The organism is Chryseobacterium sediminis, assembly GCF_008386505.1.
GTDB lineage: Bacteria > Bacteroidota > Bacteroidia > Flavobacteriales > Weeksellaceae > Chryseobacterium > Chryseobacterium sediminis.
In genome coordinates this window covers 634,114-655,546 of sequence record NZ_VUNZ01000002.1, presented here as the reverse complement: position 1 = coordinate 655,546, position 21,433 = coordinate 634,114, and the positions used below count along the sequence as shown (strand labels likewise).

At 36.1% G+C, this 21,433-nt stretch carries 19 protein-coding genes; 12 read left to right on the top strand and 7 right to left on the bottom strand.

All coding sequences use genetic code 11. The annotated features are described in order from the left end of the window. Nucleotides 1-13 precede the first annotated feature (13 nt). From FW780_RS15145 to FW780_RS15135, 3 genes are all read right to left on the bottom strand, one after another. On the bottom strand, nt 14-508 hold the full coding sequence (locus FW780_RS15145; protein ID WP_149834325.1) for a hypothetical protein: 495 nt from the start codon (nt 506-508) through the stop codon (nt 14-16). A 246-nt stretch (nt 509-754) separates the two neighbouring features. Continuing rightward, the gene (locus tag FW780_RS15140) at nt 755-2,167 is read right to left on the bottom strand and encodes a sensor histidine kinase (protein WP_149834324.1); all 1,413 of its coding nucleotides are present in this window, start codon (nt 2,165-2,167) and stop codon (nt 755-757) included. A 3-nt stretch (nt 2,168-2,170) separates the two neighbouring features. After that, nucleotides 2,171-2,878, bottom strand: coding sequence for a response regulator transcription factor (locus tag FW780_RS15135; RefSeq protein ID WP_149834323.1), 708 nt, complete (start codon nt 2,876-2,878; stop codon nt 2,171-2,173). Between the two features lie 422 nt (nt 2,879-3,300). On the opposite strand from FW780_RS15135, the gene FW780_RS15130 reads away from it, so the two are divergent. The 6 genes from FW780_RS15130 to FW780_RS15105 all read left to right on the top strand — a co-directional run bounded on the left by FW780_RS15130 (nt 3,301) and on the right by FW780_RS15105 (nt 12,747). Continuing rightward, nucleotides 3,301-3,870 (top strand): helix-turn-helix domain-containing protein, encoded by a 570-nt coding sequence (locus tag FW780_RS15130; protein ID WP_047426317.1) that lies wholly within the window; start codon nt 3,301-3,303, stop codon nt 3,868-3,870. Between the two features lie 535 nt (nt 3,871-4,405). Next, entirely contained in the window at nt 4,406-7,231 is a 2,826-nt protein-coding gene (locus FW780_RS15125; protein ID WP_149834322.1) for a TonB-dependent receptor, read from the top strand. 9 nt (nt 7,232-7,240) lie between these two features. Further along, nucleotides 7,241-8,545: a DUF5690 family protein gene (locus tag FW780_RS15120; protein WP_149834321.1), complete on the top strand. Its 1,305-nt coding sequence runs from the start codon at nt 7,241-7,243 to the stop codon at nt 8,543-8,545. Between the two features lie 11 nt (nt 8,546-8,556). Next, nucleotides 8,557-9,711 carry a TIGR03364 family FAD-dependent oxidoreductase gene (locus tag FW780_RS15115; RefSeq protein WP_149834320.1) on the top strand — a complete coding sequence of 385 codons (1,155 nt, stop codon included), beginning with the start codon at nt 8,557-8,559 and terminating at the stop codon, nt 9,709-9,711. Nucleotides 9,712-9,718: 7 nt separating this feature from the next. Then, a complete protein-coding gene (locus FW780_RS15110) occupies nt 9,719-10,387 on the top strand; it encodes an HAD-IA family hydrolase (protein ID WP_149834319.1) in 669 nt (222 codons plus the stop codon). A gap of 506 nt (nt 10,388-10,893) precedes the next feature. Continuing rightward, a complete protein-coding gene (locus FW780_RS15105) occupies nt 10,894-12,747 on the top strand; it encodes a LamG-like jellyroll fold domain-containing protein (RefSeq protein WP_149834318.1) in 1,854 nt (617 codons plus the stop codon). A gap of 76 nt (nt 12,748-12,823) precedes the next feature. On the opposite strand, the gene FW780_RS15100 is transcribed toward FW780_RS15105, so the two are convergent. The 3 genes from FW780_RS15100 to FW780_RS15090 are packed head-to-tail and all read right to left on the bottom strand — an operon-like array spanning nt 12,824 to nt 15,149. Next, nucleotides 12,824-13,309: a GNAT family N-acetyltransferase gene (locus FW780_RS15100; protein ID WP_149834317.1), complete on the bottom strand. Its 486-nt coding sequence runs from the start codon at nt 13,307-13,309 to the stop codon at nt 12,824-12,826. A gap of 14 nt (nt 13,310-13,323) precedes the next feature. Next, nucleotides 13,324-14,739 carry an aminotransferase-like domain-containing protein gene (locus FW780_RS15095; RefSeq protein ID WP_149834316.1) on the bottom strand — a complete coding sequence of 472 codons (1,416 nt, stop codon included), beginning with the start codon at nt 14,737-14,739 and terminating at the stop codon, nt 13,324-13,326. A 41-nt stretch (nt 14,740-14,780) separates the two neighbouring features. Further along, the gene (locus tag FW780_RS15090; protein ID WP_149834315.1) at nt 14,781-15,149 is read right to left on the bottom strand and encodes a hypothetical protein; all 369 of its coding nucleotides are present in this window, start codon (nt 15,147-15,149) and stop codon (nt 14,781-14,783) included. Between the two features lie 157 nt (nt 15,150-15,306). On the opposite strand from FW780_RS15090, the gene FW780_RS15085 reads away from it, so the two are divergent. After that, nucleotides 15,307-15,933, top strand: a complete 627-nt coding sequence (locus tag FW780_RS15085; RefSeq protein WP_149834385.1) for a helix-turn-helix domain-containing protein — start codon at nt 15,307-15,309, stop codon at nt 15,931-15,933. Between the two features lie 205 nt (nt 15,934-16,138). After that, nucleotides 16,139-16,885 carry a ThiF family adenylyltransferase gene (locus FW780_RS15080; protein WP_149834314.1) on the top strand — a complete coding sequence of 249 codons (747 nt, stop codon included), beginning with the start codon at nt 16,139-16,141 and terminating at the stop codon, nt 16,883-16,885. A gap of 12 nt (nt 16,886-16,897) precedes the next feature. Here FW780_RS15080 and FW780_RS15075 read toward each other — a convergent pair whose 3' ends face one another. Continuing rightward, nucleotides 16,898-17,656, bottom strand: coding sequence for a response regulator transcription factor (locus FW780_RS15075; protein WP_149834313.1), 759 nt, complete (start codon nt 17,654-17,656; stop codon nt 16,898-16,900). A 125-nt stretch (nt 17,657-17,781) separates the two neighbouring features. On the opposite strand from FW780_RS15075, the gene FW780_RS15070 reads away from it, so the two are divergent. The 4 genes from FW780_RS15070 to FW780_RS15055 all read left to right on the top strand — a co-directional run bounded on the left by FW780_RS15070 (nt 17,782) and on the right by FW780_RS15055 (nt 21,388). Continuing rightward, nucleotides 17,782-18,426 (top strand): hypothetical protein, encoded by a 645-nt coding sequence (locus FW780_RS15070; protein ID WP_149834312.1) that lies wholly within the window; start codon nt 17,782-17,784, stop codon nt 18,424-18,426. Nucleotides 18,427-18,492: 66 nt separating this feature from the next. After that, on the top strand, nt 18,493-20,889 hold the full coding sequence (locus FW780_RS15065; protein WP_149834311.1) for an outer membrane beta-barrel family protein: 2,397 nt from the start codon (nt 18,493-18,495) through the stop codon (nt 20,887-20,889). Between the two features lie 87 nt (nt 20,890-20,976). After that, nucleotides 20,977-21,156 carry a class I lanthipeptide gene (locus tag FW780_RS15060; RefSeq protein ID WP_076595229.1) on the top strand — a complete coding sequence of 60 codons (180 nt, stop codon included), beginning with the start codon at nt 20,977-20,979 and terminating at the stop codon, nt 21,154-21,156. Nucleotides 21,157-21,208: 52 nt separating this feature from the next. After that, nucleotides 21,209-21,388, top strand: coding sequence for a class I lanthipeptide (locus FW780_RS15055; RefSeq protein WP_149834310.1), 180 nt, complete (start codon nt 21,209-21,211; stop codon nt 21,386-21,388). Nucleotides 21,389-21,433: the final 45 nt, after the last annotated feature.

Sequence of the window (21,433 nt, the reverse complement as noted above, 5' to 3'; positions counted from 1 at the left end):
AGTTGTGTTTCATTTAGACCTCTACAAAGATCTCTGCCAGTCTTCCTCTTTCCGGAAGTCTTTCTCTTACTTCAACGGTAATTTCATGAGATTGCAGTTCTTTGCATTTTTTGATGTAAGGAATCAGATCAAACTTGCCTTTTCCTTTACTTTTGATAGATGGAGAATAATAAGCCTCTTCAATATTTTCTGCCTTTACATACTGATTGAATGTTCTCTGGAAACTTCCTGTAAAAACATCACAAATGATTTTATTAACCAGGTGGGGATATTTATTACTGATAATTCCATAGGCATCACAGAATTCTGTAGGTCTGATTTTATTAAAAACCGATGTCTTGGTTGTAAATAAAAGGTCTCTGATAGAATCTCCGGAATCATATCCGGAAGTCAAAAGGATATTATATTGGTTCTGATCTTCTGATGTATCTTTCTCTTTAAGTACTTTTTTCAATATATTCAATGACTCAAGAGAGTAATCTGTCGCAATTAAAATTGTTTTAGCCATGTTCTTTATTATTTTGTATTGTGTTTATCTTTTTTGATGATACAAAACTAGAACGACCAAATTAGAAGATCTTTGGAACGGAATTAAAATGTGATTAAAGAGATTAAAATGAGATTAGAAAATTGTTAACGGGAGTTCATATAGTGTAAAATAAAAATCAAAAAGGAGTAAAACAAACAATACAAAGCACTGATTTTCAATATAAAAAAAAACCAACACCAAGTAAAAAATTTAGAATAGGGGTTTTTATTTATTTATTTCTTCTCCTTTCAGTGTGCTATAGAAATTCGGGAAGCGCATCTGTACTGTAGTTCCCTGGTTCTCGTGCGAACTTACGATCAGTTCACCATGATGCATTCTTACGATGTTTCTTGCCAATGGAAGTCCGATTCCATAACCTTCATAGTTGTTCGTATTAGAAGCCCTGAAAAATGGGTCATAGATTTTGTTCATTTCCACTTCCGGAATTCCGATACCGTTATCTTTTACAATGATGTAAACGTCTGTATTTGTGGCTCCCAGAGAGACTTTAACCTGTTGAAAATTAGAATATTTACAACCGTTACTGATAATATTGGCTACTGCAAGATGTAGCAGCTGCTCGTTCCCCTGAACCTTTAATTTTTTAGGATTATCGGGAAGCATACTGATATCGAGATAGATATTATTTCTGGAATCAATTCTTCTTAGTGTTTCAATAACATCCCAAAGCAGCTGATCTATCCGCACCTTGTCCATTTTCTGGATTTTACCGTCGAATCCGGTTTGGGCAATCATTAGCAGAGCTTTAATCTTTTTGTCCAATTTTTCGGCCTCATCCAGAATAATCCCAAGGGTTTCTTTGTATTCATCGGCTGTTCTGCTAATGGAAAGGGCAACATCTGCTTCTCCCATAATGGAGGTAAGAGGAGTTCTCAATTCATGGGAAACATTTCCAATCAGGTGATTTTGGGTTTCAAATGAGGTTTCAATACGGTTGAGCATATCGTTAAACGTATCTACAAGCTCATTCAGTTCCTTATTATCAGGATGTGATTCCAATCTTAAGTGAAGGTTTTCAGAACTTATTTCTTTTACTTTTCCTGTAATTTTTAAGATCGGTCTAAATAAGGTTTTGGACAGATAAAAGGAAAAGATCATACTAAAGAACAGAGATAACACAATACAGGTAAGCAGTGTTCTTTTTAAAAAGCCCAGATAATAAACCACATAATGATTTTTGGCAGAGGCAATAGCTATATAATCTTTATTATCATATCTGAAACTCTGACCAATGTAATAGAATTCCTGGTCATTATAATTGGACTCTCCTTCTTTGATAATATTTTTAAAGAAATAATCGGGAATATGAACTTCCTGAGATATTTTTTTGAAATTGGAATCGGTAGGAACAGCAAAAACATAATCTCTCTCCATCGGAAGCTCTTCATCATTTAAACTGTTGAGAATATAATTTTCCGGAAGGTCAAGATGATCTTTGCTTTTTTCAATCTGAACGATGGTGGCCGTCCTGATTTTCAGAAGCTCATAAAACCTCTGATGTGAAAAATTAACAATAGAAAAGTATACCAAACCACTGAACAATAAAATGATGGCTGTAAAAACCAACATTAAAAGTACCATCGTTTTGGTCTGATTTGTAATTACTTTATTAAACATTCATTATGTTTTTTTCAACACATAACCCATTCCTATTACGGTATGAATCAGTTTATTATCATCCTGACTATCCAGTTTTTTCCTTAAATAATTGACATATACGTCTACAACATTGGTTCCCAATTCATAGTTTACTCCCCACACAGCATCCAGAATTTCTGCTCTTGAAATTACTTTTTCCGGATTATTCAGGAAATACAGCAGAAGTTTATATTCTGTGGAAGTAAGTGAAATATCTTCACCTGCACGGGTTACTTTCTTGGTATAATCATTCACCATCAGATCCGAAAACTGAAAAACATGTTCATTATCAGGCTCCGGCTCAGTGATTTCTTGTGGTCCGTTATTGTTACTCCTTCTTAGCAAAGACTTCACACGCGCCACCAGTTCAATAAATTTAAAAGGTTTTACCAGATAATCATCGCCTCCACTTTCCAGTCCGAGAACAATATTTTCAGAAGTTCCCAGAGCGGTTAGAAATAAAATCGGAACACTCTGATTGGTCTTTCTTATTTCTTTACACACATCCAGACCGTTCATTTCCGGAAGCATAATGTCTAAAATTACCAGATCAAAATCGTTAGCCTGTACCAGCTGCACTCCTGTACGCCCGTCAAAAGCTACAGAAATTTCATATCCGTTTTCCTGAAGTCCTTTTTTAATAAAGGATACAACGCTGGTTTCGTCTTCGATAAGAATAATTTTTTTCATAAAAGAAATAAGGAGTTTCACAAAAATAGGGAAATTTTCTTGGGATGGGCAAACCTGGAACAGAGAAAGGATAAGGGAAGCAGGAAGATAGGAGTCTATTACAAACGATTTATGCTCCCGTTCAAGTGGATTAGATCTAACGCTAAACCAGCAAGGAAGATTCAACATAAAATTATAAAGTGGTCGCAAAGGCGTTTCACTATGCAACAATCGCATTCTTAGCTGAATGAAGTGCCCTTGCAATCGAAAATAAGATAGTATAATTAGTAAACTTGCTGGCTTTGCGTTTTTATTTTTTCCAATTTTGTCTCCCTTTACCTTTTTGTGAATTCCTCTTTTTACCATACAACCTATATAGAATAATATTACCTTTGCTTTTAATAGAAAGATGAAAAAATAATTCAGGTTAAATTGTACAGCGTATGAACGACTTTTTAATAGGTATCGGCAAGAGATTAAAGGATATTAGAAAAAAGAATAATTTAACCATCAATGATCTGGCTTTCAAAGCGAATGTGAGTAACGGTCTTGTTTCCAGAATTGAAAATGGCAGAACAATTCCTTCCCTTCCCGTTTTATTAGATCTGATTCAGTCTCTTGAGATTGATGCCAGCTATTTTTTTGAAGGGGTTGAGAAAAAATCCAACGCCAAATTCATCTATGTTCCGAAAGAAAGTCAGCAGGTTATAGAAAAAGAGGTAGAAGCTGAAGGATTCAAGTATATGCATATCTTCAGCAAAAGTCTTCATTCTTTAGGTTTTGAAGCGGTATTGTTAACTCTGGAACCCAATTCTAAAAGGGAAAAAGTAATTACTGACGCCTGGGAATTCAAGTATATTTTGAAAGGAGAAGTGAAATATGTGATTGATAATGAAGAAGTCATTTTAAAAGAAGGAGATTCTTTGTATTTCAACGGAAAATTTCCTCACGTTCCGGTAAGCATCAGTGATGAAAGTTGTGTGATGCTTGTTCTTTATTTTTATACTGCTTAACTACATTCTTTTTTAACACAAAATTCTTTATTTGACTTTTGTCATTCTGACGAAGGAAGAATCTTATCTCAGTAATAACACGAGATTCTTCACTACATTTCTTTTCGTTCAGAATGACACTTCTGAAACAGGTTTTTACAAACACCTGTACAACGGTAAGCACATTTCTAACATCTTTTCTTTAATTAAGATAACTTCTTTCACTATTTTTTAATTTCCAAACCATTACAAAAGTTTACAAATATGCAACTTTTGATTTTCTGCTTTTCTGCAAAATGAACGAAATATTAACCAAAATACGGATATTTTTCAGGGAATTCTCTTTTTATTTTATTTAATAATTAATTACTCAAAACGCTGACACAGCGATATTAACCTTCATTTTATATCATTTTCAAAGCTGGATTTCAATGGGAATTAAAGTAAGATAGACGTAACAATCACCTCAGATTTGTTAATCAATACTTAATACAAAATATTTATATATATTAAAATTATTGGCGTGATTTGCATAAAAAATTTAATATATGTAAAAATGAAAACAAAATTAGAGAAATTACTTACCCTTGTTTTTGTCTGTTTCATAGTCTTTGTTTCAGCGCAGAAACAGTTAATTATAGGAACTGTTCTTGACGACAGCCAGCCTCTCCCCGGGGCCACAGTCAAAATAAAAGGATTATCTAAAAATATAACCACAGATGTTGAAGGAAAATTCACCATCAATGATATTAAAGAAGGCCAATACACTTTACAAATCAGCTATATAGGCTATGAGTCTGCAGATATTAATGTAGATATCAAACCAGAGCAGACTGTTGATCTGGGAATCATCAAACTTTCCCAGCCCCGTAAAAATATTGATGAAGTAGTGGTTACCGGAACGCTGAAAAATACAGAAGCAAGAGCATTGAACCTGCAGAAAAATGCAATCAATATTACCAATGTCATTGCCTCAGACGGGATCGGAAAGTTACCAGACAGAAATGCAGCAGAAACCGTACAGCGTGTACAGGGTGTTTCTATTGAAAGAGATCAGGGCGAGGGAAGATTTGTTTCTCTGAGAGGACTTCCTCCATTCTGGGCTTCCACAACCATCAACGGGAACAGACTTCCCACCGCTGAAGAGGAAACGACTTCCAGAGCGACAGCATTTGACTTCTTTCCTACGGAATTAATCTCGTATGTACATGTAAACAAGTCTTTTACCCCAGATATGGAAGCTGACGGAATTGGTGGTGGTGTCAATTTTATCACCAAAACTCCACCAATGAAAACAGAATTCAAAGCAACTATTGGGAGTGGATATAATGCCAAAGCGGATAAAGGTGTTTACAACCTTGGATTTTTATATGGCGGAAGAACAAAAGATAAAAAATTCGGGTATTTATTCAATTTTGCTCATTTCATCAGAAACTGGTCTACAGATAACTTTGAAGCAAGAAGAAGTGGTGATGAAGGAGTTTTCAGACTTGAACTTCGTGATTATAACGGAGTCAGAAAAACAACGGGAATCAATACTGCTTTTGAATATGTATTATCTCCAAAAACTACTTTCTATTTAAAAGGAATGTATGGTACATTATCGGATGACGAAACTCATTACAAACACAGAATCCGATTTGATAAATTCAGCAGTGCCAACAATACAGCAAGAGTTGAGCTTCAAAACATCCACAATTTACTGATTACAGAGCTTACTTCTGTCTCTTTGGGAGCAGTTCATCATTTAAATAAAGGAAAAATAGACTGGGATTTATCTTATTATGATAACAAATTCAAGTATGGAAATATCCCTGATAAACAGAACAATTCTTACTATGTCATCAAGTATACTCAATCTGGTGTAGGCATCAATTCTGATTATATTTCAGATCATGGAAATGGTCCGAGAGCTTACTGGAAAGCAGATGGCGGAAAATTAGATTATAAAAATCCGGATGCTTTGTTTGGCTTTTACAGTGATCCGAACTTTAAAATGGATGCTTCCCAGATGAGATTTACAGATCTTGAATTTTATAAGGTTTTTGTGGAGGAAAAGGATAAAATTGTTGCGGCATTCAACCATGAGATTAATGCTTCTGATCAACTGACTCTAAAGTATGGTTTTAAATACAGGGATAAAGAGCGTAATGCAAAATTCTCAGATATTTTCTACAACTGGAGCAACGGAACAGCCCCGCTTCTGTCTGAATTTTCACAATATATCACGACACAGCCCAACGGACCGAAATATTTAAGTGAAATGAATGCCCACATCGGGAATACTTTTGGGCCGGTACTTTCTACCAATGGAATGGATCAGTTCTGGAACCAGAATCAGGGAAAATTAAAGATCAATACTGCTGATTCGGAAGCATTGGAATATAATAAAGCATTAGGAAGAAATTTTGACGTCTTTGAAAAACATGCGGATGCTTACGGAATGGCAACCTATAAACTGAATGATAAGATCATCATTTTAGGAGGAATCAGATTATCAAATACCAATACGAAAGTAAGAGGCTACAGTGTAAACAATGATATACTGACTCCTGTAGAAAATACCAAAAACTATCTAGCCGTTCTTCCAATGATTCATTTGAAATATACTCTAAACGATAAAGCCAACCTTCGTTTTGCAGCAACAAGAACTTTCTCAAGACCCAATTTTGGAGATCTTACGCCAGGGGGAACTTATATTGAAGCTGACAACGAATTCAAAGGAGGAAATCCAAATCTTAATCCTACTTATTCCTTAAATTTTGATCTGATGGGAGAGTATTATTTCTCCAACGTAGGGATTTTAAGTGGAGGCGTTTTCTATAAATCCATTACAGATCCTATTTTTCAGGATTCTTTTATCGGAAGCTATAATGGAATGAACGGGGTGCAGTTTACTGCTCCTAACAACGGAAAAGCAGCATGGTTAGGAGGGATTGAGCTGGGATTAAATAAAAGATTTGATTTCCTTCCAGGGTTTTTACAATACTTCGGGGTACAGCTGAATGCTACATTCATGACTTCTGAAATGGAAAAGCCAAGCGGAAGAACGGTAGCACTGCCTTATCAGGCAAAGGAACTGTACAATGCACAGCTTTTCTTTGAGAAAAAAGGGTTCAATGCAAGGCTGGCCTACAACTATAAAGGAAAATATGCTGTAGAGTATGCTGAGGAAGATATCAATGATTCTTATTATGGTAAATACAGCAATCTCGATTTCGGAGGGTCTTATCAGTTTACCAAATACCTGACTTTATACGCAGATGTTAACAATATTCTGAACAAACCTTTGATCTATCACTTCGGTAAAAATGAAGACCGTCCTGAACAGGTAGAATATTACGGAGTACGATTCAATCTTGGAGTAAAACTGAACTTCTAAACCATTATCATGGCAAGAACCATCAATAAAAAAATAGTAGTAACACTGAAGGCCGCTTTTGCTGCTTTTGGTGTTTACTTCTGCATGTACGGTTTCAGAAAACCTTTTACCGTAGCTTCTTTCGAGGGACTCTCCTATTTCGGAGTAGATTATAAGATTCTGATTATTATTGCGCAGGCTGTGGGTTATTTTATTTCAAAATTCATCGGAATCAAATTTATTTCTGAACTGAAACCACAAAAAAGACTTACTTATCTGTTTGTTTTTATTGCCATTGCAGAGCTTGCCCTGTTAGGATTTGCAGCCGTTCCTGCTCCTTACAACATTCTATTTATGTTCATCAATGGGATTCCGCTGGGAATGATCTGGGGAATAGTTTTCTCTTACATCGAAGGGCGCAAAACCACAGAAATCATTGGACTTTTTTTATGTTCAAGCTTTGTGGTCTCTTCAGGATTTACAAAATCTGTAGGGAAATTTTTAATGGATACTTTCTCGATTCCAGAATTCTGGATGCCGTTTTCTGCCGGACTTATTTTTATTATTCCTCTGATCCTTTTCGGGTTGCTTCTTGAAAGGATTCCCCAGCCTACAGAGGAAGATATTTTGCTTAAAAACAAAAGAGAACCGTTGAATGGCAGAGAAAGAAAAGCACTGATTCAGCAGTTTTTTGTTCCCATTGTTTGTATTATTTTTCTATACATCAGTTTAACGGTTTTAAGGGATTTCAGAGATAATTTCAACCGTGAAATCTGGGACGGACTGCATTTTAGTTTCGACAGCTCTATTTTCACCTTAACGGAAATTCCTATTGCAGTGATGGTACTTCTGGTCTTAAGTTTTATGGTCAAAGTAAAAAACAATAAAAAAGCCTTTTCTTACTATCACTATATTCTTTTTGCGGGAATTCTTACGGTAGGACTTTCTACTTATCTGTTTCAGCAGGGTTCATTATCTCCGTTTTTATGGATGACAATTTCCGGCTTTGGAATGTACATCTGCTATATTCCTTTCAATGGAATCTATTTTGACCGGATGATTGCCGCTTTTGAGATCAAAGGAAATGTAGGTTTCCTAATCTATATTGTGGATTCATTCGGGTATCTGGGAAGCGTTCTGGTTCTATTGTACAAAAACTTCGGATCAGCTCAGACCTCGTGGCTTACTTTTTATATCAATTTAAATTACATTATAACAATAACGGTTTTAGTTCTTTCGGTGATTGCTTTTCTGGCTTTCAGGAATAAATCAAAGCCGAAATCAAACTCAAACTCTAATCAATTCATCAATTTCGATACGTCGAAAATTTTATAAATTATAGTACAATGACAACAAAATTTGATTTACTCGTTGTAGGAGGTGGAATTTTAGGAACATTCCATGCTTATCATGCGCTGAAGAAAAACCTTAAGGTAGCCATACTGGAAAGAAATTCTGTTCCTCAAGGCGCCACTGTAAGGAACTTCGGACAGGTAGTACCCTCCGGAATGGATCTTAAATGGCAGAACTTCGGAAGGGAAAGTCTTTCTATATACAATGAACTTCATACCCAGGCAGACCTTACCATCAGACAAAACGGATCTGTATATATTGCTTCCAATGATGAGGAACTTCAGCTGATTGAAGAACTTTATGAAATCAACAGAAACAATGATTATGAATCTGTTTTATTATCAAAAAGCGACTGCATTAAGAAATATGATGGCCTCCGTTCGGATTATTGCAAAGGAGGTCTGTTTTTCCCTCAGGAACTTTCTGTAGATTCTGCAGATATGATTGTAAAGCTTCATAAGCTGCTGCAGGAAAAAATGGGATTGCAGATTTTCTACAATACAACCGTTTTAGAAACCAGAGAAGATGATCAGAAATGCACGGCTGTAGCCGCAGACGGGACAGAATTCAATGCTTCTAAAATCATCATCTGTGGCGGACATGAGTTTAAAACTTTATACCCTAAAGTGTTCAATGACAGCGACCTGGAAGTGAGTAAACTTCAGATGCTTCAGACCAAACCGCAGGGAATCTATTCGCTTCAGGGAAATATTCTTACCGGACTTTCTGTGAGAAGATATGAATCATTCAGTGAATGTCCTTCTTTCCAGAAAATCAAATCTTTAGAAGACCCGAACTCTTTTGAAAAGAAATACGGAGTTCATATTTTATTCAAACAGGCTCTTGACGGCTCTGTTATCATCGGAGATTCTCATGAGTATGCTGATGCTAAAAATACAGATGATCTTGGGTATGATCTTAATATGGAAATTGATGAATTCATGATTCTTGAAGCAAAGAAAATCATTGATCTTCCTACATATGAAATCCAGAGAAGATGGTTCGGAATCTATTCTCAGTGCAAAACCAAAGATATTTTTGAACACAGCCCGTCTGCCAATATTCATATTGTAACGGGTATCGGAGGAAAAGGAATGACGGGAAGCGGTGGTTTCTCCAAATTTAATATTGAAAAAATTTACGCATAAAATTTAAATGAAAAATATAGAATTATTAGTTCTGGATATGGCCGGAACAACCATTGATGAGGATAATGTAGTCTACAAAACGCTTACTAACGCTGTGAATGATTACGGCTACACCGTAAGCCTGGAAAAAGTATTATCCAGCTGTGCCGGAATGGAAAAACTGGAAGCCATTACAAGTCTTTTAAAGGAAATTAACGGGAATGAAAAAGATGCTCCCGCCATTTTTGAGAACTTCTCTGATCAGCTTAAAGAATCTTACAAAAATCTTGAGGTAAAACCCATTAACGGGACAGAAGACTTTCTGCTCAGCATGAAGTCCCAAAACAAAAAAATCGTTTTAAATACAGGGTATACTTCTGAAATCGCTCATCAGCTTCTGAATAAACTCAACTGGAAAGAAAGTATTCATTTTGATGCTTTAATTACTGCCGATGATGTTTCGGAAAGCCGCCCAAGCCCTGAGATGATCCATCTCGCAATGAAGAAATTCAATATTACTGAAGCTCATAAAGTTTTAAAGGCAGGTGATTCTGTTATTGATATTGAAGAGGGTAAAAATGCCGGTTGCGGACTAACGGTAGCTGTTCTTTCAGGGGCTCAAAGTAAATCAGAGCTTGAAAAAGCATCTCCTGATTATATTCTGAATACCATTTCTGAGGCTGAAGGTATTCTTTAACAACTTCTTTTTTAAATATTTTTTATACTTCTTAACACAAATATTTTCATGGTAACTCATTGGAAATGTTTGTGTTTTTAACCACCCCGCCAAATCTCCAATTTGGAGGTATTCACAAAAGCCAAATAATTTGGCTTTTGTCATTCTGAACGAAATGAAATGTAGTGAAGAATCCAATATTCTGGAGATCAATAAGATTCTTCCTTCGTCAGAATGACACTTTTGAAACAGATTCAAGTATCTCTGATTCAATATTCATAAAAAACGGAAATTTTCGGAATCTTTTGTGAATTTTATATTCTCAAAGCGTGTGACTTAAAATAAGCAGTGTTAATCACTTTTGTGACTTTTGTGGTTAAGCATTTCATCCTTTATTTTCAGAACTTTTTAATTATCAATTAATTAATTTACAGTTCACACATGTTTACAAATAGTAAATTAATTTTACAATAGTTAAAAATAAATTACTATTTGTAAACTTTTCATTTTCAAAAACTCTTTTTCCTATGAAAACAAAACTCTTCTCAATGGCTGTTGTAATGAGCTGCTTCCTTGGCGCTCAAACCAAAAAAGTCCTTTTTATCGGAATTGACGGATGTCGTGCAGATGTCATGATGTCTACTCCTACTCCCAACATCCAAAACCTCATCAGCCAATCAATTTATTCTATTGACGGGCTTTGCGCTGCCACCACCTGGAGCGGAAACGGATGGAGTACTATGCTTACCGGAGTATGGCACACCAAACACAATGTTCAGGACAATAACTTTACAAGCCCGAACTATGTGAATTACCCTGACTTTCTAACAAGAGCAGAAACTTACAATCCCAATCTGAGAACTATTTCTCTGGCTCACTGGGCACCCATTAACGATAAAATTATACAGAATGCTGATATAAAGACTAATCTGGCAACAGATCTTGCCGTGAAAAATGCTGCTGTAACGGCTTTGCAGAATGATAACCCTGATATTCTCTTTGTAGATTTTGACGATGTAGATCATGCCGGACATTCTTACGGATTCTCATCAAGTGTTTCCCAGTATGTTTCTTCTATTAAAACTACAGATACTTATATCGGGGAAATTGTCGCTGCCATGAAAAACAGACCTTCTTATAACAACGAAGACTGGCTGGTAGTACTGACAACAGATCATGGAGCAATAGAAAGTTCTCATGGGGGCGGAAATCTTTCTGAAAGAAATATTTTTACAGTGTATTCCAATCCGGGATTTACTCCACAGCAGATCAGCAAAACGGTGCTGGAATCCAATAAAACATTTAATCAGTTGAATTTCCCGGCGGGAACTTATGCAAAACCGGCGAACCAGAATCCTTTCAATTTTGGAGCGAATCAGGATTTTACGATTGAATTCTGGGTAAAACCTAATGCCTCTTATTCCAGTGATCCGGTAATGATCAGTAATAAAAACTGGGCCAATGGGAAAAATAAAGGATTCGTTTTCTCCGGATATTCCGGGCAGACTTTTAAAATGAATATTGGTGATGGAACCAACAGGATAGATCTTGTTGGCGGAAAAGTAGAAACCAACAAATGGAAACATATTGCTGCCAGCTTTGACAGAGACGGTCTTATAACACTTTATGAAGACGGTGTTCCGGTAACTTTTGCTAAAATGAATACTATTGGAAATATTGATTCCGGACTTCCTTTAACCCTAAACCAGGATGGAACAAATGCTTACGGAATCAATCTGGCTGCTTCGTATAAAGATGTAAGGATCTGGAAATCTGCACTTCCAAACAATGTTATTGTAAATTGGGCTAATCAGGATATTACACCTTCGCATCCTTATTATGCTCAGCTTGTGGCCAATTGGAAATGTAATGGAACTTCTGGAAATACTCTTACAGATTCAAGTCCAAATGCCAATAACATGACAATTACTGGTTCTCCAGGCTATAATGCCAATACTGTGAATAATTTTAAAGTTTATGACTATACCTCTACAACAAGAGAAACCGATCATTTCCCTACTGTATTGAACTGGCTTTGCATTCCGGTGCAGTCTTCATGGGGAATTGACGGAATCAACAGAATTCCGGTATGTTCCAAAGAAATATTAACTGCAAAAGAGACGAAGACAGCCACTGATGATTTTAAATTATACCCAAATCCAGCATCTACGTTTGTTGGGATTCAGTATTCATCTGAGGATAAAGAAATTAAAATAGAAATCATTGATAGCAAAGGATCAGTTGTTTCAGCAGTACAGTTAAAGTCTTCAAGAGGATATTATGATGAAAAAATCAATATCGGAAATCTTCCGACAGGAATGTATTTTATTAAAATCAATGGAAGTAAAAAATCACTGACCAAGACCTTCATCAAGAAATAAAAAAGTAAAGCAATTAGATTTAAATTTTGATATTAGAACAAGGATATTTCTATCCGAGTTCTAATATTTTTTTTGCTTATTTATTGAAAACCAAATCCATTCTAACATCTGCACGGTCGTACTCAGCATGACCAATAGGTGTATGTACAAACCCAAGCTTTTCATAGAGCTTAATGGCCGGAACCAATATAGAATTGGTAACCAAAAAAACTTTTTCTGCCTTTAATTCTCTCGCTTTTTCCACTAAGGTATTTCCAAGGAGATAACCTAATTTTTTGCCCTGAGCTTTAGGACTTACCGCCATCTTTGACAATTCAAAAATAAGAGGACTGTCCTCAGTTTTTACTAATGCACAAGTTCCTACGGCTTCTCCATCCAGCAAAGCAAAGGCAATATGTCCGCCTTTATTTAAAATTTCTTCTTCCGGATGATCCAGCAGCTTATAATCACCGGCTTCCATCACAAAAAAAGTTTTGATCCACTCTTCATTCAAAGCTTTGAAAGCTTCTTTATACTGAGGTTCATAGGTTACAATTTTTACTTCATTATTAGTATCATTCATCGCTATAGAGTTTATTAAATTCTGTTTTTTATCATTTGTCCCAGTTTTGCCAGGTCACTTTCCACTCTGTCTGTCCATTCCAGTGCATAATTCAGACGCATACAGTTTTGGTACTGATTATATTGTGAAAACATTCTTCCGGGGGCAAAATTTACTTTCTGGCTAACCGCTGCATCATAAAGGTCCTCTGTACAAATTCTCTTATCCAGTTCCAGCCACAACATAAATCCGCCTTTGGGTTCTGAAATCTTTGTGTTATCCGGAAAATATTCAATCACGGATTTTTGAATCTGAAGGTAATTTGCATACAGCTTTTTCCTGAACATCCTGAGATGGTGATCATAACGTCCGTGTGCCAGAAAATCTGCAATTACATCAGAGAATAAGGAAGGTCCGCTTACCGTCTGAACTATTTTCTGACGGATAATTTTCTCTTTAAATTTTCCGGGTGCCACCCATCCTACTCTAAAACCGGGTGCCAGTGTTTTGGAAACCGAGCCTACCCACATCACAATTCCTGCTTCATCATAAAACTTGCATGGCTTCGGTCTTCCTGCTCCGAAATAGATATTTCCGTAAACATCATCTTCCACCAAAGGCACATTGTACTCAGTAAGCATTCTTACCAATTCCTTTTTGTTTTCATCAGGCATCTGAAACCCTAATGGATTATTATAATTCACTACAAAACAACATGCTGAAAGCTTCGGAAGTACTTTTTTTAACTCATCCAAATCTACTCCGGTAATGGGATGCGTAGGAATTTCTACAGCCTTTAGTCCTAATAACTGAATTGCCTGAAGAATTCCAAAATACACAGGACTTTCTACCGCCACCGAATCTCCCGGCTGGGTAACCGCCATCAGACAGTTATAAACGGCATTCATCGCTCCGGAAGTAATCACCAGATCATCTTCTGTGATTTTTCCTTCCATCACCATTGACCATTTGGCAATTTCACGGCGAAGCACCTCACTTCCCTGTACAGGTTCATAATTTGTTCCGCTGTCACTCTTCCTTTTGACCACATCAATCATGCATTTCTTCATCTTGGCTACCGGAAGAAGACTTTTCCCCGGAATTCCCAACCCAAACTGTGTTATTTCTGTTCCACCCATCACTCCAAATACTTTATCGATAAGGTCCTGTGGGGTATTCTTTCCTTCCGAAACCTTCATTTGAGCAACGGAAGGCAGTGCCAGCTTTCGCTGAGAAGTCTGGCTGACATAATATCCGTACTTCGGACGTGATTCTACCAGAGAACGGCTTTCGAGTTCCATATAAGCCTGTTTTATTGTATTTAGGCTTACGTTGTATAACTTCTGAGCGCTTCTCAATGAAGGCAGTCTGTCTCCAAACTGCAGGGTTTCACTTTTGATCTGCTCTGTGACAGAGTTGGCTATTTTAAGGTACAGAACATCTTTCGGCATTGCATTACGGTTTTAAGTAAATGTACAATTTTATCACGGCTTTATTCAGGGTTCAGCCAACTGACCATTGAACTCACACTGCTCTTTAACTGTTTCGGATCCTTAAAATTTGGGGTATTATTATTTTTAAAATATCTTTCAGCACTGGAGAAGAATTTTCTCCTTTCAGCTTCTGTCATTGTATTTTTATCATAAATTCTGAAAGAAACTTCCTCCTTTTCGTTCACAATAAGGCTGGCAAAAGCAACTGTTTCGTTATCATTTTTAGCCAAAAGAAAAGGAATCCCGAAATTCTGATCTGCTCTCTTCAGATTCTGTGTTTCAAGAAAGATATTTTTCAGCACCAACATGTCTGATATATAAGCTTCAGCATATTGAAACTGTTTCTGATGTTGAGTGATTGTTTCCATATTTTCTTCTTTAGCTAAACAAAATTATGGAGTATTTAATTTTGGATACAGATACAGAACTATACAATATTATGGGTACAGATAAATATTGAATTGCAAATATTTTTATCACTTATTTATCCCACAATCTCTATATTTGCAAAAAATTTTAGACAACATGAGCTTCTTTGGAAGTAATATTAAGACAATAAGACAGGTTAAAGGACTAAGCCAAAAGGCTTTTGCAGACTTGTTTGATTTAAACAGAGGTGTAATAAGCTCTTATGAAGAAGGACGTGCAGAACCAAAAATCGAAACAATACTGAAAGTTGCCAATCACTTTAACCTTAATCTTGATAAATTTCTGACAGAAACCTTACAGGCAAGTCAATTGGGAAGTGTTTCAAACACTGATCAGCTTATGCTTTTCCCGGAACTGGCAATTCCGAATGATAAGGAGACACATGTAATAACGAAAGGCAATAGTCTCAACGCATCAATATTGCAAAAAATATTAGCATCCGTTGATTTAATCTATGAATTTACTACAGAAAAGCCTTTATTACCACAATATCAATACGGCGATATTCTATTTCTAAATAAAACAGACCTGAACGTAGATCCTGTAAATAAATTACTGGTTTACACCAATAAAAACCTACATGATATAACTGAAAGTCAAGCAACAAAAGAAACAAATCAGGAATACTATAAGATTGTGGGATATGTTTCCACAACAGATAAGAATATATTCACGGGTATTTTTGAAAGACTGGAAAACCTTGAAAATAAGTTCAAAAATTGATAGATTTTACAGTAAATGATTTATTTTAGTTTTTCCATGTAATTTTAATCACCAAGTGTTGAATAATAAAATGCAGAGATTAGCATAAATCCTATATTTTATCTATGTTTCGCATGCTTTTATTTTGATTTTCAGACTTAAAACTAAACTATTGTGTAGTCAAAATTAGGAGGCATACACCTATTTTTGTATTAAAATAGAAGCAATGGAAACAAAATATTCTCGAAACAGGTTATACGTACAGGAAGAAGAGCAGAAAGCCATTAAAAATTTCTCTATTCTCCTTGCAGGAAGTGGTATAGGCAGCAATATTGCTGAATGTGCCTTACGCTTCGGTTTTGAAAACATCACCATTGTGGATGGTGATACCATTGAGCAGTCAAATCTGAACCGGCAAAATTATACTCATCAGGATATTTCTTCCTATAAAGCAGAAACATTATACCATCGCCTGAAAAGCATTAATCCAAAGGCCAATATCCGCTACCGAAGCGAATTTATCACTCAGGATAATGTGCATGAAATCATCGGTGATCATGATATCGCTATCAATGCTCTGGATTTTTCAAGCAATATTCCCGTAGTATTTGACAGAATATGCCAGGAAAAAGGGATGCATGTTTTACATCCTTATAATCTTGGTTGGGGAGGTTTGGTTGCTGTGATAGAACCTAACGGGCTTCCACTTGACGTCCTCACTGATGATAATTTCAATGAACTTAAAATGGTAGAGTACATCGCCGGCTATCTGCGCTTTTGGAGAACTCCGAATGAGTGGCTTGAAAATATTATAGACGACTATAAGAAGGAAAAAGAAAATCTTCCTCCTCCTCAATTGGCCATAGCTTCCTGGATTGTTGCGGGAATGTGTACGCATGTGATGTTCAAAATAGCCACAGGAAAGCCTCATAAAACCTTCCCACAGTTTTACATGAATGCTATTTCCGAATAGCTACCTGTACAATTAAATCAGCTTGTAATTGGTAGCATAGGATAATGCTTCTGTAATATTACTTACTCCCATTTTATCAAACAGCTTTCTTCTGTGAAACTTCACCGTATCACCTGTAACGTAGATTTTATCAGCAATTTCATTGATGGTAAGTCCCTGAGCGTATAATCTTAATATCTCAGCTTCTCTTTCTGAGAGCTTTACTTTTTCTTCTTTTATCCACCTGTTGTCTTTCAGGTCATAATTCCAGATTTCATCCGTTCCCTGCTTTACAATAGAAATATTTCCGGATGAGTGATTATGGGACAGCGATACAATACACATAGCTTTCCACATTTTACCCTCAGAAGATAAGAAAAGAGGAGTGAGCTTATGGTTGATAAGGATGGTATTTTTACTTTCATTGACTAAATGAAAATCATAGGAAATCGTGTAGAGCTTTCTTTCGTGTACCGGCAGATTCTCATAGAATTCAAACCCTACTTCATTGATTTTAAACAACAGATCCAGGTCTTCTTTTTTCACATGTCTGAAATAGAAGGCATAGCCCATTGTTTCTACCTCTTTGGGCGTATGATCACAAAGAAATAAGGGATTATCTGATACATACTCAAAGTTCTGCTTCTGATAGTCGATGACATACAGACTCATATAAGTAATCCTGGCAAATGCTTTAATCACTTCAAGATAATCAGAGGTCTGGTTATTCTCTGACTCTGAGATCGTATCAATACTGTTTTTATTTGAAAAGAATTTTCCAATCTCTTCCATAGTTAAGTTTTTAAGGTACAGTTTTTAGGTTACTACACTTTAGTGTAGACTTTAAGGAATCTACACTAAAGTGTAGCATATCCCACTATTCAGTGTAATAATTTTACTATAAAGATAAAAAAAATATGGAACATCTTAACTTTTATTCTTTAAGTAATAAAAACTTATACGAATTAGCAGAATTTGTTGTTACCGAAAATTTTAATCATCATGAAAGTTATTCTGATACGGATCAGTTTAAGGCTGAAGTAGAAGATATATATCATGAGGAAAAGAACTTTAAAAAGTCTAAGATTTTCGTTTCCAGAGATCACGAAGATAAGATCAATGGTTCTATAAGAGTTTTTAAATGGAATCATAAGGATGTTCTTCCCCTGGAAAAACTTTTCCATATCAATCCGTCTTCTTTTATTAAAAATAAAACCACCCACATTTGGCATATCGGAAGATTTGCGATTAAGAAAGGAATTGATAAGACTGGCTTTGGAATTTTCAAAACACTAATGGCTTATGCGATCAACGAGGTTTGTCAGAATAAAAATTCTGTTGCCATTGCTGAATGTGATGCCAAGCTTCTGAAAGTCCTTAAGCTTATGGGAATAGAAGCTGTTACATTGGCTGAGCCAATACATTATCTGGGTTCTGAAACAATCCCTGTAATGCTTACTTATAACGGGCTGAAAAAATTCCTTGATAAGAACTATCATTTGATGTCAACACCGGAGGTAAGCGCCCTACACCAAAGTGTAGTATTACAACAAACCGCCTAAAACTACACTTCCGTGTAGCAGCATTCAAAACACAACATTCTACATTTGAAACATAAAATAACAATCATGACAAAGAAATACTTAATACCGTTATTATCCTTTTTAGGAATGAGCATTCACCTTAATGCTCAGAGTATATCGGGTAAAGTATCTGATGAAAAGGCAGCCAATATTTCTTATGTGGAAGTAATCTTGCTGGCAGGAAATGATAAATTCTCAACGATCACTGATGAAAATGGGCTTTTTTCTATAAAACTTCCAAAAGCCGATTCTTATAAAATGGAATTTTTCCTGAATGGAAATAAAGTATATGAAGGAAATGAAAAAATAGAAGGAGAGGTTACAAGAAATTATACTATAAAAGAAAATCAGCCGGAAAGTAAAGAAATCCAGGCAATCAGCCTGACAAAAAAGAAGAAACTGGTTGAAAGAAAAATAGACCGTCTTGTTTTCAATGTAGAAAATTCGGTTGCAGCAACGGGAGGAACGGCAATAGATGCTTTAAAAACAACTCCATTGGTTCGCATTCAGGACGAAAAGGTTTCTATCGTTGGAAAAGGGGAAGTTCTGGTCATGATAGACGACCGTATTCAGAGAATGTCTCCGGATGATTTATCAAGCTTATTAAAATCTATTCCTTCAGATAATATTCAGTCTATTGAAGTCATCACTACTCCACCGGCTAAGTATGATGCGGAAGGAGACAGCGGGCTGATCAATATTAAATTAAAAAGAGGAAAACCAAATTCATGGAATGCCAATATCGGAGGCAGTTATACTCAAAAAACATATGCAGGAGGAGGTCTTCAGGGAGCATTTAATTATAACCGCAACAGGCTGTCGTTACAGCTAACCGCCAATACTAATTCTCAGAGACTCCGCACGACATCTGACAGTAAAATTTACTATCCGGATGAGCTATGGATCCTGAATGTAAAAAATAAATCTGAAGAGAATAATCTCGGGTTAGGACTTGGGGTTGATTACAAAATATCTGATAAATGGACAACGGGAGCGAAGTATCTGGGCAGTTTTACCAGAAATACCTCATCAAACAGTCCTTTCACCTCAAGGTTTAATCCTTCAGGAGCAGTGAATTCCTACATTACATCTGATGTGGATGCCAACAATAAACCTAATATGAATTCTCTTAACTGGTACAACACCTTTAAAGTAGATTCTGCCGGCACCAAAATCACTACTGATTTTGATTATTTCCACTATAGAAAAAGTGATTACAACTTTTATGCAGGAAATGAACTAGATCCTCAGAGAAATATTCTTCCCGGAAGTTTTTTCTCTGCCACGAATACCAATGTAAACCGTATTGAAAACTATTCCGGAAAAGTGGATGTGGAAATGCCGTTGAAATGGGCTTCTTTAAGCTTCGGAGGGAAATATACCTATACGAATACGAACAATGACCTAGTTGTTCTGGATCATAAGACCGGTACTCCCGTTTTAAATACCGATCAGTCGAACATCTTTAATTATAAGGAGCATAACGAAGCATTATATGTCTCTGCAAGCAAAAAGCTGGGTGAGAAATGGGAAACTCAGGCTGGCTTGAGAATGGAAGCTACACAGACAACCGGATATTCACATAATCTGAATCAAACCAACAAAAATGATTATGTCAAATTATTCCCAACTGCGTATGTGACCTACAATCCTGATGACAAGAATTCTTTCTCGCTGAACTACAGCAGAAGAATCCGCAGACCGAATTTCGAGTATCTGAATCCGTTTATGGTCCGTACAAGCCCTTATTATTATTCCGAAGGAAATCCATTTTTAAAACCTTCAATCATTGATAATCTGGAGTTTTCGTATGTAAGAAATCAGAAGTGGGTATCCTCAGTGTATTATTCTCAGGTGTCAGACTTCAGCCAGGATCTTGCTATTCTGGATCGAAATACCAATATCACAAGAAGCACGCCTTTGAATTATGCCAACACATATCAGATCGGGGTTTCTACCTATTACAATTTTAATAAATGGTCCTGGTGGAACAGCTTTACAGGATTTAATGTGAATTACCAGAATGTAAAGTCCAAAACAGATTTCATCAGTTCAATAGACGGATACAATGCGTATTTCTATTCAAACAATGATTTCACACTGAACAAGTCTAAAACCATATTCTTCAGTGCCAACTATGGGCTTCAGCTTCCGGGACGTTATCAGATATTTCATATCTCAACCATGAATATTCTGGATGTTTCTATGAAATTCCTGCTTCTGGATAAGAAACTGACCCTTACTGTTACAGGTATGGATCTTTTAAACGGCCAGCGTCCTTTGATCACTTATGAGTCTAATGGTATAAAAACAGACTTCAGCAGCTATGGCGACACAAGAGGAGTAAGAGTGTCTTTAAGCTATAAGTTCGGAAATAAAAATCTGAAATCTGAACAACAGAGAAACTTCGGAAACGAGGACGAAAGAAACAGAATTAATTAATCAAATATATACTTGCAAGTAGGGTCCAATAAAGGTTTTATGACTTGAAAAGATAACCAGAACTAACTACACAAAAATTTTAAAATCATGCACAAAATTAAATTAACAAAAGGATTACAGATCAACAAAGAGCAAATCAGCAAATTACAGGAAGAGCAAATGAACAGCCTTAAAGGAGGAGTTAACAGCCTTCAGGCAGCAGCTCAGTCTTGCGGACAGTGTTCTTGCGGTGGAAACACAGTTGTAAAAACAAGAGCGGCTCAATAATCAGCGCACCCAATCACATTAAAATAAACAATAACAATTAAAATCAAACATCATGAACAAAATGAAATTATCTAAAGGATTACAGATCAACAAAGAACAAATCAGCAAACTTCAGGAAGAGCAAATGAATGGTCTTAAAGGAGGGGTGAACAGCCTTCAGGCGGCAGCCCAGTCTTGCGGACAGTGTTCTTGCGGTGGAAATACTATAGTACAAACAAGAATCGCTAAGTAATTCTCAAAATAAGTCGAAAATATTTATAACAATTTAAAAATCAAC